This is a genomic window from Magnetospirillum sp. SS-4 (genome assembly GCF_902729425.1).
Taxonomy (GTDB): Bacteria; Pseudomonadota; Alphaproteobacteria; order Rhodospirillales; family Magnetospirillaceae; genus Phaeospirillum.
The window spans coordinates 127,817-141,940 of record NZ_CACVCH010000002.1 but is presented as its reverse complement, the minus strand read 5'-3'; the positions used below and the strand labels follow the sequence as shown (position 1 = coordinate 141,940).

The window sequence follows — 14,124 nt, the reverse complement described above, 5'->3', positions numbered from 1 at the left end:
CCTCAGGCCTTGGCGCGGCGGGCGTGGGCGAACAGCACCGCCACGGCGCAGGACGCAAGGCGCGCCTTGGCGCTGTCGGCGCGGCTGGTCAACACGATGGGAACCCGCGCCCCCAGCACGATGCCGGCGGCATCGGCGTCGGCCAGATAGGAGAGCTGCTTGGCCAGCATGTTGCCGGCCTCCAGGTCGGGAACCAGCAAGATGTCGGCGCGACCGGCCACCGGCGAGTTGATCTTCTTGATCTTGGCCGCTTCCTCGCTGATGGCGTTGTCGAAGGCCAGCGGCCCGTCCAGCAGCGCCCCGGTGATCTGGCCGCGATCGGCCATCTTGCACAAGGCGGCGGCCTCGATGGTGGAGTTGATCTTGGGATAGACGGTTTCCACCGCCGACAAGATCGCCACCTTGGGCAGTTCAACCCCCAGCACATGCGCCAGTTCGATGGCGTTCTGGAGGATGTCCGCCTTGTCTTCCAGGGTCGGATAGATGTTGATGGCGGCGTCGGTGATCAGCAGGGTGCGCGGATAGGTCGGCACGTCCATGACGAAGACGTGGCTGATCCTGCGCGCCGTCCGCAGGCCCTTATCGCGCGACGCCACCTCGTGCATCATCTCGTCGGTATGCAGCGAGCCCTTCATCAGCGCCTCGGCCTCGCCCGAACGGCACATGGCCACCGCCCGCTCGGCCGATTCATGGCTGTGCTGGGTATCGACGATGCGAAGACCGGCCAGATCGATGCCGAATTCCTTCGCGACCGAACGGATCTTCGATTCCGGCCCGATCAGGATGGGATCGATCAGCCCCTGGCGGGCGGCGTCGACCGGACCTTCCAGCGATACCTGATCACAGGGGTGGCAGACCGCCACCGAGATCGGCACCAATTCGGAGCAGCGGGCGATGATGTCCTCGAAGACGTGATGCCGACGGCGCAGCGCCACTTCCTGCAATTCCATGCGGGGCTGCTCGACGCTTTCCAGCGGCGCCGCCACCCGGGCCTTGCCGGTGAACACCGTCTCGCCCTTCTGGTTGACCGCCAGGCAGTCGAACGTCACCTCGTCGGGGGCGGTTTTCTCGATCACGGCAATGCTGACGGTGACGGTGTCGCCCACCCCGATCGGCGTGATGAAATCCAGGTCTTGCCGGCGATAGACGGTGCCCGGCCCGGGCAGTTCGTTGCCCAGCAGCGCCGACAGCAGCGAACCGCCCCACATGGAATGGGCGACGACCCGGCGGTTGCCGGCAAAGCGCTCGGCGCTCTCGGCGCTGTAGTGGGTCGGATTGAGATCGCCGGTGGCGACGCCGAACAATTCGACGTCCTTCATGCTGCAAGTGCGCGTCAGTACGGCCGCGTCTCCGATCATTATCTCGGAGAACGTCCGATTGCGCATCATTTCGACCATGACCGGCTCCCTCGATCCCGTGTGGATGGAATGTATCACCAACGCAATATATACTCGCCCGTTCGGCAACGCACAATGACGGGTTCATGACGTTGATCAAGGATCACGGCTTGAACATGTTGCGGCGCACAAGAGAGGAGCATATCCTCCGCCTGATTAGAGTCACTCAAAGGCCACCGAACGGGAATCCCCATGAGCACCCGCAACCTGAAGGCCCTGTTCCGTCCCCAATCCATCGCCGTGGTCGGCGCCTCGACCACGGCGCGCAGCATCGGCGCCGTGGTCATGCGCAATCTGCTGCGGGCGGAATTCGCCGGGCCGGTGATGCCGGTGACGCCGGATCATCCCTCGGTGGCCGGCGTGCTGGCCTATCCCGACGTGGCCTGCCTGCCCCAGGCCCCCGATCTCGCCCTGATCTGCACCCAGCGCCCCGCCACCATTCCCGGCATCCTGCGAACCCTGGGCGAGCGCGGCACGCGGGCCGCCTGCGTCATGAATTCGGGCCTGCACCAGATCATGGCCGAGGACGGCAGCACGCTGATGGAACAGACGCTGGCCGCCGCCAAGATCCACGACATGCGCCTGCTCGGCCCCAACAGCATGGGCATCCTGGTGCCCGGCATCGGCCTCAACGCCAGCTACGCCCATGAAAGCGCCCTGCCGGGCAAGCTGGCCTTCGTGTCGCAATCCGGCGCCCTGTGCACCGCCGTGCTGGACTGGGCCAGGGACAAGGGAATCGGGTTCTCCCACTTCATCCATCTCGGCGACACCGAAGGCGTGGATTTCGGCGATGTGCTGGATTATCTGGGCAGCGATCCCATGACGCGGGCGATCCTGCTCTATATCGAGACCATCCACGAGCGCCGCAATTTCATGTCGGCCGCCCGCGCCGCCGCCCGCAACAAGCCGGTCCTGGCGATCAAGGCCGGACGGTCACGGGAAGGCGCCCGCGCCGCCGCCTCCCATACCGGCGCGCTGGCCGGATCGGACGCGGTGTTCGACGCCGCGCTGCGCCGGGCCGGCATGCTGCGCGTCCATGATATCGAGGAAATCTTCGGCGCGGTCGAGACCCTGGCCCGGGCGCGCCCCATGAAGGGCAAGCGCCTCGCCATCATCACCAACGGCGGCGGCATCGGCGTCATCGCCGCCGACGATCTGGCGGAACTGGGGGGTGAACTGGCCCAATTGCCGGACGAGGTCGTGGGCAAGCTGGACGCGGTGCTGCCGGCCAACTGGTCGCACGGCAATCCCTTGGATATCGCCGGCGACGCCGACGGCGAACGCTATGTCAAGGCGCTCAACATCCTGACCGAATGCAAGGCGGTGGACGCGGTGCTGGTGATGCACGCCCCCACCGCAGTCTCGGACCCGTCGGACGTGGCGGTGGCGGTGATCAGGGCCTGCAAGGACCGTCCCCGCGCCAATATCATGACCTGCTGGGTCGGGGCCGAGGCGGTGCGCCACGCGCGGCACATGTTCAGCGGCGCCGGCATTCCCACCTATGAAACGCCCAAGGCGGCGATCCAGGCCTTCACCCACCTGACCGAATACCGCCGGAACCAGGAATTGCTGATGGAGGTGCCCGCCTCGGCCCCCACCGACTTCGTGCCCGATACGGCGCGGGCGCGGCGGCTGATCGATGCCGCCCTGGCCAAGGGCGGCGGCACCTTGAACGAGCCCGAGGCCAAGGCGGTGCTGGAGGCCTACGGCATCCCGACGGTGGAAACCAATGTGGCCGGCAACCCCGCCGCCGCCGGCCGCATCGCCGAGGCCATGAAGGAACCGGTGGCGCTGAAGATCCTGTCACCCGACATCGTCCACAAGTCGGACGTCGGCGGGGTGATGCTCAACCTGCAAGGCGCCTTCGAGGTGGAAAAGACCGCCTATGCCATGCTGGACCGGGTCAGGACCGTCTATCCGGAAGCCCGCATCGATGGCTTCACCGTCCAGAGCATGGCCCGGCGGCCCGGCGCCCTGGAACTGATCGCCGGCATCGCCACCGATCCGGTGTTCGGTCCGGTTTTGATGTTCGGCCAGGGGGGAATCGCGGTGGAAATCATCGCCGACCGCGCCATGGCGTTGCCGCCGCTCAACATGAATCTGGCCAATGAAGTGATTTCCCGCACCCGCGTCGCCCGCCTGATGGAGGGCTATCGCGGCCGGCCGCCGGTCAACAAGCAGGCGGTGGAACTGATCCTGGTGCAGTTGTCGCAACTGGTGATCGATTTCCCCGAGATCGTCGAGCTGGACATCAATCCGCTGTTCGCCGATTCCGTCGGCGTGCTGGCGCTCGACGCCCGCATCTCGGTCACCAGGGCCCGGCCCGGCACCGATCACCTCGCCATCCGCCCCTATCCCAAGGAACTGGAGGAAGTCTTCACCATGACCGACGGGCGCGCCACCTTGCTGCGCCCCATCAGGCCCGAGGACGAACCCAATCATCATGTCTTCGTTTCCAGGCTGACGCCGGAGGACATCCGGTTCCGCTTCTTCGGACTGGTGCATGAATTGCCCCATTCCGAGATGGCGCGCATGACCCAGATCGATTACGACCGCGAAATGGCCTTCATCGCCGAGATCGATGCCGAGGATGGCGGCAAGGAAACCCTGGGCGTGGTTCGCACCATCACCGATCCCGACAATGAAAAGGCCGAATTCGCCATCGTGGTCCGCTCGGACCTCAAGGGATCGGGACTGGGCAAGCGGCTGCTGGTCAAGATGATCGAATATTGCCGCCAGCGCGGAACCGGGGTGATCGCAGGCCAAGTGCTGCGCGACAATACCCGCATGCTGTCCTTCGTCCAGCATCTAGGTTTCCTGCCGGTGCGCACCATCGACGGCGATATCGTCGAGGTGGAACTGGACCTTCATCGCGCACCGGTCACCGCTCCTGATCCGAATCCATAGGACGGCGTAATCCTTAGGAAAGCCTTTGGCGCGGTGGCGTTCCCGCATATCATCGGGGGCGATCGCCTCCGCCGAAAGAGCCTTCATGCCCGGGTCCTCCGCCTTCGATCCCGATCTTCCGCCCGAACGGGCGGTGACGGTCCTGGCCCGCGCCACCGAAGCGCTGGTTCGCGCCACCGACGAATACGAATTGCTGGAGGAAATCTGCCTGATCGGCGCCGAGGTGGTCGGCTACCGGCTGGTCTGGATCGGCTACGCCCGTCCGGCGCCGTCCCGGATGGTGGTGCCCGTGGCCATGGCCGGCGTCGCCAGGAGCTATCTGGACAACGTCAGGGTGTCGTGGGCCGACGAGGATATTGGCCGGGGTCCGACCGGCATCGCCATTCGCACCGGCCGCCCCTGCATCGTCGCCGACACCGAGACCGACCCAATCTTCGCCCCCTGGCGTGAGGCGGCGCGGCGTCACGGTTTCCGCTCGACCATCGCCCTGCCGATCGGCCAGGGTGACGACAGGGTCGGCGCCCTGATGTTCTACGCCGATCAGCCGGGAGCCTTCGACGCCATGGCGGTCAGGCTGCTGACCGGTCTGGCCGGCAATCTGGCCCACGGCATCGCCGCGTTGCGCATGAAGGCGGCCCACGACCGCACGATCAGGGAACTGGCCGAAAGCGAGGAACGCTATCGCTTGCTGATCGAGATGAGCCCGGATCCGGTGGTGGTTCACAGCCAGGGCACCATCCTGTTCGCCAATCCGGCCACCGCGCGGGTGCTGGGGGCCGGCCCGGAGGTTTCGCTGGTCGGGCGGCCGCTGCTCGACATGGTGCACGAGGATTCCCGTTCCATGGCGGTGTCGCGCATCGCCGAGCCGCCGCCGGGACGCTATCTCGGCCATTACCGGCTTCTTCGCCTGGACGGCCAGTCCTTCGAGGCCGAGGTCTCGGCCTGTTCCATCACCTTTCGCGGCCTTCCCGCCCGCCTGCTGGCGATTCGCGACATCACCGAGCGCAACCAGATCCAGGAGCAACTGCTCCAGGCCTCCAAGCTGGCCACCCTGGGCGAAATGGCCGCCGGCCTGGTCCACGAACTGTCGCAGCCCCTCAATATCATCCGCCTGACCGCCGAGGGGGCGCTGATGCTGATCGAACGCGGCAAGGCCTCGCCGGAATGGCAGGCGCAGCAGTTCAACATGATCGCCGAGCAATCCGAGCGTGCCGCCGAGATCATCGACGACATCCGCATCTTCAGCCGCCGCGACACCAGTCCGGTGCAGGTGTTCGACGCCAGCCAGGCCGTCCGCGCCGCCGCCGACGTGCTGGCGGGACAGTTGAGCCCGGATGGAATCACCCTCGACCTCGCCCTGCCGTCCGACAGCACCCCGGTTCGCGGCCGCCGGGTCCAGCTGGAGCAGGTGGTGATGAATCTGCTCAATAACTCCCACCACGCCCTGCGCGACATCAAGCACGCCACTCCCCGCGGCTGGCATGGGCATATATCGATCCGGGCCGAGCGTGACGACCGGCAACTGCGCATCGTCATCGCCGACAACGGCCCCGGCATTCCCGAAGCCATCCGTTCGCGCATCTTCGAACCGTTCTTCACCACCAAGGAGGCTGGCCGCGGAACCGGACTGGGACTGTCGGTCAGCTTCGGCCTGATCGCCGCCATGGGGGGACGGCTGGAGGTGGAGAATTCGGCGGCCGGAGCCTGTTTCGTGATCCATCTGCCGCTGGACAAGGATGGCTCTCCGTCGCAGCCGGTTCCCACCTGCGCCCCGTCGCCCGGTGCCTTCGGAAATGCCCATGTCATGGTGGTGGACGACGAGGATGCCGCCGCCGGCGCTCTCGCCCATTATCTGCGGGCGCTGGGCTGCCGCGTCAGCATTGCCGGCACCGGAGAACGCGCCTGGGAGCTGTTCCGAGCCGATCCCGCCGACGTGGTGATCACCGACCTGCGGATGCCGGCCGGCGGTGGCGAGGAACTGATGGAAAAGCTGCGCGACTTCGACCCGCTGCTTCCGATCATCATCGTGACCGGCCATCTGGGCGCCACCGAGCGGCTGGCGGAAAACTTTCAGGACGACCGTTGCGCCGTCCTGAAGAAGCCGGTGGCCCTCAATCAACTTGGAGAGTTCGTTGCCACGTTTCTTCAACCTCCGGCTGAGTAGCTTTTTTGGCGGCAGTCCTATTGTTGCCATTGTCACGTCAAAAGCTGTTGTTTATACTTTCAGGTAGGATCGGGTAGGCACACGCCGCCGGAACGGGAGTGGGGCGACATGCGGATTCTAGTGGCCGACGACCACAAGCTTGTACGGGATGGACTTCGGCCATTCCTCCAGGAACTGGGACCCGACGTGGAAATACTGGATGCCGCCACCCTGGACGAAGCCCTGGAACTGGTGGACAACACCCCTGGCCTGGGCTTGGTCCTGCTCGACCTGATGATGCCCGGCATGGACGGCCTGACCGGGTTGCAGCAGGTCAAGGCGAAAATCCCCGGGATTCCGGTGGTGATCGTGTCCGGCTTTTCCACCCGCGACCATGTGGTGGCCGCCGTCCAGGCCGGCGCCGCCGGCTTCATTCCCAAGACCGTCAGCGGCGCAGCCCTGGTCAACGCGCTGCGTCTGGTCCTGTCGGGCGAGACCTATCTGCCGTCCAACACCTTCTTCGAGGACCCCGGCAGCCTTCATTCGCCGTCCGCTCCGGCCAAGCCGGTCGGGGTGCCGCCCCCTTTCGATCGCCTGTCGCGGCGCGAGGGCGAGATTCTCGCCCAGTTGGTCGAGGGACGCACCAACAAGGAAATCGCCCTGGCCCTCAGCCTCCAGGAAATCACCATCAAGGTGCATCTGCGCAACGTCTACCGCAAGATCAATGCCGCCAACCGCGCCCAGGCCGTCCGCATCGCCCTGCAATCGGGCTGGATCATGCCGCCCGTGGTGAACTAGACGCCATCGGCGCATCCCCTCTTCTCTTCCGGCCTGTCGGCTGACGATCAAGTTGGAACAGTCATGACCGACCTTACCCACGCCACCACCGTTCTGACCGTTGATGTGGAGGCCGTCGTCGCCAACTGGCGCCGTCTGGCCGCCCTGGTCGCGCCGGCCGAAGCCGCCGCGGTGGTCAAGGCCGATTGCTATGGCCTGGGCGCGGCCCATATCGCCCCAGCCCTGCTGGCGGCCGGCTGCCGCAGCTTCTTTGTCGCCTGTGTCGAGGAAGGGATTCACCTGCGGCGGTTCCTGCCCGGCGGCGTCATCTACGTTCTGTCCGGCCCGATCGCCGGCAGCGAGGCCGAATTCGCCGCCCACGGCCTGGTGCCGGTGCTGAACAGCCTGTCGCAAATCACCGGATGGTCGACCTTCGCCAAGGCCGGCAGCCTGGCTCCGGCCACCGCCATCAACATCGACACCGGCATGAACCGGCTGGGCCTGGACGAGCCGGAACTGAACCGGCTGGTCGCGAAACCGGCGGTCCTGGCCTCGGTGCGGCCGGTCCTGGCCATGTCGCACCTGTCGTGCGCCGATGACGATTCCTCACCCAAGAATGCCGAGCAACTGGCGACCTTCCGCCGCCTGTCCGGCCAATTGCCGGGCTTTCCCCTCAGCCTCGCCGCTTCGTCCGGAATTTTCCTGGGCCGTGCCTACCGTTTCGACATGACCCGCCCCGGCGCCGCCCTCTACGGTATCAATCCTATTCCCGGCCGCCCCAATCCAATGGCGCAAGTGCTTAGCCTGCAAGGAAAAATCCTGCAAGTCCGCGACGTTGACAGCCCCATGACCGTTGGTTATGGTGCCACCCACCGCGTGACCCGCAAGGGCAGGCTGGCCACCGTGGCCGTCGGCTACGCCGATGGCTGGTTGCGCTCGCTGAGCAATAGCGGCTTTGGCTTCATCGGGGGACACAAGGTGCCGATCGTCGGTCGCGTTTCCATGGACCTGACCGCCTTCGACGTCAGCGACGTCCCCGAGAGCGCGGTCTATCCCGGCGCCATGATCGAACTGATCGGTCCCAATCGTCCGGTGGATGACGTCGCCGCCGAGGCCGGCACCATCGGCTACGAGATTCTGACCGCGCTGGGCCGCCGCCATCATCGGGTCTGGCTAAGCAGTCCCAGGGAAGGAAAGCCGGCTTGACCGATCTGCTTGCCGCCATCGGCCGCATCTTTCTCGGATTCCTGACCCACACCGGGCGCCTGTCGGCCTTTACCGCCACGGCGGTGTCGCATGTGGTGCGCCCCCCCTTCTATCCCCGCCTGATCCTGCGCCAGATGATCGAGATCGGCTATTTCTCGCTGCCGGTGGTGGGACTGACCGCCATCTTCTCGGGCATGGTTCTGGCGCTGCAAAGCTATACCGGCTTCGCCCGCTTCTCGGCCGAGGGCGCCGTCGCCACCGTGGTGGTGCTGTCCATGACCCGCGAGTTGGGACCGGTTCTCGCCGGCCTGATGGTGGCGGGGCGCATCGGAGCTTCCATGGCCGCCGAAATCGGCACCATGCGCGTCACCGAGCAGATCGACGCCCTGACCACGCTGTCGACCAATCCGTTCAAGTACCTGGTGGCGCCCCGCATCCTGGCCGGAACCCTGATGCTGCCGTTCCTGGTGCTGATCGCCGACATCATCGGCGTGTTCGGCGGCTATATCGTCGGCGTCTACAAGCTGGATTTCAATTCGGCCACCTATATCTCTCGCACCTGGGAATTCCTGGAACCGCTGGACGTCATCTCCGGCCTGACCAAGGCGGCGGTGTTCGGCTTTCTCATCACCCTGATGGGGTGCTACAACGGTTACTACTCCAGGGGCGGCGCCCAGGGCGTCGGCGCGGCCACCACCAACGCGGTGGTGTCGGCGGCCATCATGATCCTGGTGTTCAACTACATCATCACCGCCATGTTCTTCGGGAAGTGAGAATGACCACCCCAACTCCCAAGATCAGGCTTGCCGATGTCCACAAGGCCTTTGGTCCGAAGGTGGTGCTGGACGGTATCGACCTGTCGGTGGCGCGGGGTGAATCGGTGGTGGTGATCGGCGGGTCCGGCACCGGCAAGTCGGTGATGCTGAAATGCATCCTGGGGCTGCTGCGTCCCGAATCGGGGTCCATCCAGGTCGATGGCGAAGAAGTCGTCGGCCTGTCGTCGCGCGAGCGCGAGCAGGTGATGCGCAAGTTCGGCATGCTGTTCCAGGGCGGCGCCCTGTTCGACTCGCTGAAGGTGTGGGAGAACGTCGCCTTCGGCCTGATTCAGGGCCAGGGCATGGAGCGCGCCAGGGCTCGCGACATCGCCATCGAGAAACTGGCGCAGGTCGGTCTTGCCGCCTCGTCGGGAGATCTGTTCCCGGCCGAGCTGTCGGGCGGCATGCAAAAGCGCGTCAGCCTCGCCCGCGCCATCGCCACCAGCCCTGAAATCATCTTCTTCGACGAACCCACCACCGGCCTGGACCCCATCATGGCCGACGTGATCAACGACCTGATCGTCAAATGCTGCAAGGAGCTGGGTGCCACCGCGCTCTCCATCACCCACGACATGGCCAGCGCGCGCAAGATCGCCGACCGCATCGCCATGCTCTACAAGGGCCGCCTGATCTGGGTCGGACCGGCCAAGGACATCGACAGATCCGGCAACGAATTCGTCGACCAGTTCATCCATGGCCGCGCCCAAGGCCCCATCAGCATGGAATTGCGGGCTTAGCGTTGTCTTAAGCCTCCTGTGACATCATGTGACCATCAGATGGATTCCATCCCTGAAGGGGACGATGATGGCCACGCATTCGGCGGCACCCGGCAAGCCCTCCCCGGCCTCCCACGGCCGGCCGTCAAGGCCGGGCAAGCACGGGGGAATCTCCAACCGTCTTCTCGTCATCGTCCTGGTCGCCGCCGGCGTCGTCGCGGTGGCAATCTCGGTGGCGATCATGGCGTTGCGCCCCAGCCCCACCGCCGAGGCGTCGGCAACACCGGAAGCCTTCGTCGAGCAGATGGAGCGGGCCGCCGGGGGCACCGCCTTCGACAGAACCGTCTATGGCGGCCCCATGCGGGTCGAACGCAAGGGCAACCAGATCGTCATCACCGCCATCGGCGTCCCCCCCGCCGTCTGCGTCTCGGTCGGCTGGAAACTGGTGCGCAAGGGATTGCTCAGCATCAACGGCGTCACCCCCGTTCGCGTCTCCGCCGCCAAGTTGTCGGAACTGTGCAATCAGGATACGGAATCCGCTACCCTGACCTGGGCGCCGAAGGAGATGGAATAGATACTTACCAAATGCATCTATTCAGACTCGATATCATAGATATTGATATATTCTATGGAACAAGCCACAATATCGTCCTGGCTCAGCTCTCTGGAGTGAGGGTATGGACGACATCGATCTTGCGGCTGAACGGATTGAAGCGCTGAACACCGCCGCCATTCAGGCGGTTCTGGGACGGGCGGAAACGATTCCGTCCAACGGCACCTGCCGGACCTGTGGCGAAGGCATCGAGCCGGAGCGGCTGAGAGCCAATCCGTACGCCAAGCTATGCCACGATTGCGCCGACGAGGCCGAGGCCAAGGCCAAGCTGGCGAGGCGTTGCGGCCCGCGCTGAGACGCGGCCGGGAACACCCCCGCATCGGGCCGGCATCGCCGGTTCGACGCGGGGGCTCGGCTAACACGCCAGCAGAGAGCCCACCCTGTCCTTCTCGACCTCCCACAGGTAACCAAGGGAGTCGAGGGCCCGTTCCCTGGACATCAGGGAATGGGTTTCGGGCATGGCGATGATCTCGCAGGCCCGTTCCCGGATTGCCGCCAATTTCTCGCGGCGAGAAGCCTTCTGGCCCATGGTCGTTCACTCCTGTCTGGAAGCGACACGCTGGACAGTCTAGCAAATCGGGACCAGAGGTATAGTGGTTGTTTCGCGGGAAGAATCAGACCGCGATCAGCGCCGCCGCCACCGAGCGGTCCTCGGCCAGCAGGACGTTGAAGGTGCGGCAGGCCGCGCCGGTGTCCATGACCTCCAGCTTGATGCCCTCGGCGCGCAACCACGTCCGCAACGGCCGCCCCACCATCGCCATGGCGCGGCCGCAGCCCAGCAGCAGCAGATCGGGACGGGCCTCCACCACCGGGGCCAGGGTGGCCTCGGTCACCTCGTCGAGGGTGACGGGTGCCCAGGCCAGGGTCCGCTCGGCGAACACCAGAACGGAACCTTCCCACCTGATCCCGGAGATGGTGAAGCCAACATCGCCGTAGCCCTTGATGATCTGGCGGCCGGCCGGGACGATGGGAGTGATATCCATGGGCTTTACGGAGTCCGCGAACCGGCCTCGGCGGCGGCGGCTTCGTCCTCTTCCTGCTGCTGGCCGGTGCGCAGATTGAAGTAGATCAGCATGGGAATGGCGACGTAGATGGTAGAGAAGGTTCCGAGAATCAACCCCCACAGCAAGGCGATGGAAAAGCCGTGCAGGACCTCGCCGCCGAACAGAAACAGCGCCAGCACGGTGACCAGAACCGTCAGAACCGTGAGGAATGTCCGTGACAGGGTCTCGTTGATGGACAAGTTGATGAGGTCGTACAAGGACATGGTCTTGTATTTGCGCAAGTTCTCGCGCACGCGGTCGAAGATCACCACGGTATCGTTGATGGAATAGCCGGCGATGGTCAGGATCGCCGCCAGCGCGTTCAGGTTGAACTCCAGGCCGGTAATGGAAAACAGGCCGAAGGTGGCGAGGACGTCATGGCCGAGCGCGACCAATGCGCCGACACCGAACTGCCACTCGAAGCGGAACCAGACATAGACGGCGATGGCCAGAACGGAGAGCGTCACCGCCAGGATACCATCCTGGACCAGCTCACCGCCGACCTTGGGCCCGACGATCTCGACCCGGCGATAGGTGAATTCCGCACCCAGGGATTCCTTGATCTTGGACAGCGCCGCCATCTGCGCCTTTTCGTCGCCCTCCTGGCGCTGGACGCGGATCATGACGTCACGGCCGGTGGCGCCGAATTCCTGGAGACTGACCTCGCCGAGGCCCAACCCGCCCAGGGTCGAGCGCATGGATTGCAGATCGGCCGGCCCACCGGTGGCCTGGGCCTCCACCAGGATGCCGCCGGCGAAGTCGATGCCGAAATTGAACCCCCGGAAGGCCATGGAGGCAACCATCGCCAGGATCAGGCCACCGGAGATGGCCATGGCGATCAGGCGGTAGCGGACGAAATCGATCTTGGTGGCGCGCGGCAGGATGCGTTCAATCAGTCTCATGTCCGTATCCTTACGACAGCGGCAGCGACTTCAGCCGCCGGACCTTGATCCACAACACCACCATCATCCGCGTCACCATGACGGCGGTGAACATGGAGGTCAGCAGCCCCAAGGTCAGCGTCACCGCGAAGCCCTTGACCGGGCCGCTACCGAACTGGAATAGCAGCGCCGCCGCCGCCAGGGTGGTGAGATTGGCATCGAAGATGGTCCCGAAGGCCCGGTCGAAACCAGCCTGCATGGCCGACATGATCGACCGGCCGTTGCGCTGTTCCTCGCGCATGCGCTCGTAGATCAGGACGTTGGCATCGACCGCCATGCCCATGGTCAGCACGATGCCGGCGATGCCGGGCAGGGTCAGGGTCGCGCCCAGAACCGACAGGCAGGCCAGCAGCAGGACCAGATTCAGCGTCAGCGCCACGTTGGCCAGCATGCCCATGGTGCCATAGATGAAGACCATCAGCACCACCACCAGGGCAAGGCCGATGGCGCAGGCGATGGCGCCGGCCCGGATGGAATCGGCGCCGAGGTCGGGGCCGACCGTGCGTTCCTCCAGAACCTGCAACGGCGCCGGCAAGGCGCCGGCCCGCAACAGCAGCGACAGATCCTGCACCTGCTGGACGGTGAAACTGCCGGAAATGATGCCGGAACCACCCAGGATCGGTTCATTGATGCGCGGCGCGCTGATGACCTTGTCGTCCAGGACGATGGCGAGGAACTTGCCGGCATTCTCGCGGGTGGCATCGCCGAATTTCTTGCCGCCGGCGGCGCTGAAGCGGAAGCTGACCACCGGGCGGCCTTCGCTGTAGGTGGCCTTTGAATCCACCAGCATGTCGCCGCCGACCTCGACCCGCTTGCGCACCACGTAGGTCTCGGGCAGCCCGTCCCCCTTCTCGGCCGAGGGCAGCAGCATGGAGCCGGGGGGAACCCGGCCCTTGGAGGCCTCCTCCGGGGTGGTGCTGTCGTCGAGCAGGTGGAAGGTCAGCTTGGCGGTCTTGCCCAGCAAGTCCTTGATGCGGTCCGGGTCCTTGACGCCGGGCAACTGGACCACGATTCGGTCCTCGCCTTGGCGCTGGATGGAGGGTTCGCGGGTGCCAAGCTCGTCGATGCGGCGGCGCACGATCTCCAGCGACTGCTCGACGGCGGACTGCTTGCGCAGCCTCAGCGCCTCCTCGGAATATTTCAGGGAGAAGCTGCCGTCGTCCCTGGCCTCGACTCCCGCGTCAGGGTCCAGCTTCTTCAGCAGATCGCGGGCCCTGGCGCGGTCATCGGCCTCGATGACCCGGACGCTGACGTGATCGCCCCTGGTTCCCAGCTCGGCGTACTTGATCTTTTCCTTGCGCAGCGTGGTCCGGATGGCTTCGACCAGCGAGGTCATCTGCTCGCGCACCACGAAGGCGGTATCAACCTCCAGCAGCAGGTACGAACCACCCTGAAGGTCGAGGCCGAGGCTGACCGGCTGGAACCAGGACGGCATCCGGTCCGCCTGTTCCCTCGTCAACAGGTTGGGAAACGCGAAGACGATGCCAAGCAAGCTGACCGCAGCCACCAGGGCTATTTTCCACGTAGGGAAATAATTCATGTCCCGAACCGCGCTGGAATAGTTTC

General features: G+C 65.3%; 13 protein-coding genes. 8 read left to right on the top strand and 5 right to left on the bottom strand.

Annotated features, from left to right (window positions below; translation table 11 throughout):
* Positions 1-2: 2 nt before the first annotated feature.
* Entirely contained in the window at positions 3-1,397 is a 1,395-nt protein-coding gene (locus MTBSS4_RS02790) for a bifunctional enoyl-CoA hydratase/phosphate acetyltransferase (protein WP_173981866.1), read from the bottom strand.
* A 192-nt stretch (positions 1,398-1,589) separates the two neighbouring features.
* Here MTBSS4_RS02790 and MTBSS4_RS02785 point away from each other — a divergent pair, with 192 nt between their 5' ends.
* From MTBSS4_RS02785 to MTBSS4_RS02750, 8 genes are all read left to right on the top strand, one after another.
* On the top strand, positions 1,590-4,304 hold the full coding sequence (locus MTBSS4_RS02785) for a bifunctional acetate--CoA ligase family protein/GNAT family N-acetyltransferase (protein ID WP_173981865.1): 2,715 nt from the start codon (positions 1,590-1,592) through the stop codon (positions 4,302-4,304).
* A gap of 85 nt (positions 4,305-4,389) precedes the next feature.
* The gene (locus MTBSS4_RS02780; protein ID WP_173981864.1) at positions 4,390-6,468 is read left to right on the top strand and encodes an ATP-binding protein; all 2,079 of its coding nucleotides are present in this window, start codon (positions 4,390-4,392) and stop codon (positions 6,466-6,468) included.
* 108 nt (positions 6,469-6,576) lie between these two features.
* Positions 6,577-7,245, top strand: a complete 669-nt coding sequence (locus MTBSS4_RS02775; protein WP_173981863.1) for a response regulator transcription factor — start codon at positions 6,577-6,579, stop codon at positions 7,243-7,245.
* A gap of 63 nt (positions 7,246-7,308) precedes the next feature.
* On the top strand, positions 7,309-8,430 hold the full coding sequence (alr, locus tag MTBSS4_RS02770; protein WP_173981862.1) for an alanine racemase: 1,122 nt from the start codon (positions 7,309-7,311) through the stop codon (positions 8,428-8,430).
* Positions 8,427-9,203, top strand: coding sequence for an ABC transporter permease (locus MTBSS4_RS02765; protein ID WP_173981861.1), 777 nt, complete (start codon positions 8,427-8,429; stop codon positions 9,201-9,203). Before alr ends, MTBSS4_RS02765 begins: the two co-directional genes overlap by 4 nt.
* A gap of 2 nt (positions 9,204-9,205) precedes the next feature.
* Entirely contained in the window at positions 9,206-9,982 is a 777-nt protein-coding gene (locus MTBSS4_RS02760) for an ABC transporter ATP-binding protein (protein WP_173981860.1), read from the top strand.
* Between the two features lie 64 nt (positions 9,983-10,046).
* Positions 10,047-10,535 (top strand): hypothetical protein, encoded by a 489-nt coding sequence (locus MTBSS4_RS02755; RefSeq protein ID WP_254432349.1) that lies wholly within the window; start codon positions 10,047-10,049, stop codon positions 10,533-10,535.
* A gap of 103 nt (positions 10,536-10,638) precedes the next feature.
* Positions 10,639-10,869, top strand: coding sequence for a TraR/DksA C4-type zinc finger protein (locus tag MTBSS4_RS02750; RefSeq protein ID WP_173981859.1), 231 nt, complete (start codon positions 10,639-10,641; stop codon positions 10,867-10,869).
* Positions 10,870-10,929: 60 nt separating this feature from the next.
* On the opposite strand, the gene MTBSS4_RS02745 is transcribed toward MTBSS4_RS02750, so the two are convergent.
* The 4 genes from MTBSS4_RS02745 to secD all read right to left on the bottom strand — a co-directional run bounded on the left by MTBSS4_RS02745 (position 10,930) and on the right by secD (position 14,098).
* A complete protein-coding gene (locus MTBSS4_RS02745; protein ID WP_173981858.1) occupies positions 10,930-11,103 on the bottom strand; it encodes a hypothetical protein in 174 nt (57 codons plus the stop codon).
* Between the two features lie 85 nt (positions 11,104-11,188).
* Entirely contained in the window at positions 11,189-11,557 is a 369-nt protein-coding gene (locus MTBSS4_RS02740) for an Mth938-like domain-containing protein (protein WP_173981857.1), read from the bottom strand.
* A gap of 5 nt (positions 11,558-11,562) precedes the next feature.
* A complete protein-coding gene (gene secF / locus MTBSS4_RS02735; RefSeq protein WP_173981856.1) occupies positions 11,563-12,519 on the bottom strand; it encodes a protein translocase subunit SecF in 957 nt (318 codons plus the stop codon).
* A 10-nt stretch (positions 12,520-12,529) separates the two neighbouring features.
* The gene (gene secD / locus MTBSS4_RS02730) at positions 12,530-14,098 is read right to left on the bottom strand and encodes a protein translocase subunit SecD (RefSeq protein WP_173981855.1); all 1,569 of its coding nucleotides are present in this window, start codon (positions 14,096-14,098) and stop codon (positions 12,530-12,532) included.
* Positions 14,099-14,124: the final 26 nt, after the last annotated feature.

Excerpts from the sequence above, each read along its gene's own strand:
- MTBSS4_RS02790 (WP_173981866.1), bottom strand. The coding sequence starts at position 1,397 with ATGGTCGAAATGATGCGCAATCGGACGTTCTCCGAGATAATGATCGGA.
- MTBSS4_RS02785 (WP_173981865.1), top strand. The coding sequence starts at position 1,590 with ATGAGCACCCGCAACCTGAAGGCCCTGTTCCGTCCCCAATCCATCGCC.
- MTBSS4_RS02780 (WP_173981864.1), top strand. The coding sequence starts at position 4,390 with ATGCCCGGGTCCTCCGCCTTCGATCCCGATCTTCCGCCCGAACGGGCG.
- MTBSS4_RS02775 (WP_173981863.1), top strand. The coding sequence starts at position 6,577 with ATGCGGATTCTAGTGGCCGACGACCACAAGCTTGTACGGGATGGACTT.
- alr (WP_173981862.1), top strand. The coding sequence starts at position 7,309 with ATGACCGACCTTACCCACGCCACCACCGTTCTGACCGTTGATGTGGAG.
- MTBSS4_RS02760 (WP_173981860.1), top strand. The coding sequence starts at position 9,206 with ATGACCACCCCAACTCCCAAGATCAGGCTTGCCGATGTCCACAAGGCC.
- MTBSS4_RS02755 (WP_254432349.1), top strand. The coding sequence starts at position 10,047 with ATGATGGCCACGCATTCGGCGGCACCCGGCAAGCCCTCCCCGGCCTCC.
- MTBSS4_RS02750 (WP_173981859.1), top strand. The coding sequence starts at position 10,639 with ATGGACGACATCGATCTTGCGGCTGAACGGATTGAAGCGCTGAACACC.
- MTBSS4_RS02745 (WP_173981858.1), bottom strand. The coding sequence starts at position 11,103 with ATGGGCCAGAAGGCTTCTCGCCGCGAGAAATTGGCGGCAATCCGGGAA.
- MTBSS4_RS02740 (WP_173981857.1), bottom strand. The coding sequence starts at position 11,557 with ATGGATATCACTCCCATCGTCCCGGCCGGCCGCCAGATCATCAAGGGC.
- secF (WP_173981856.1), bottom strand. The coding sequence starts at position 12,519 with ATGAGACTGATTGAACGCATCCTGCCGCGCGCCACCAAGATCGATTTC.
- secD (WP_173981855.1), bottom strand. The coding sequence starts at position 14,098 with ATGAATTATTTCCCTACGTGGAAAATAGCCCTGGTGGCTGCGGTCAGC.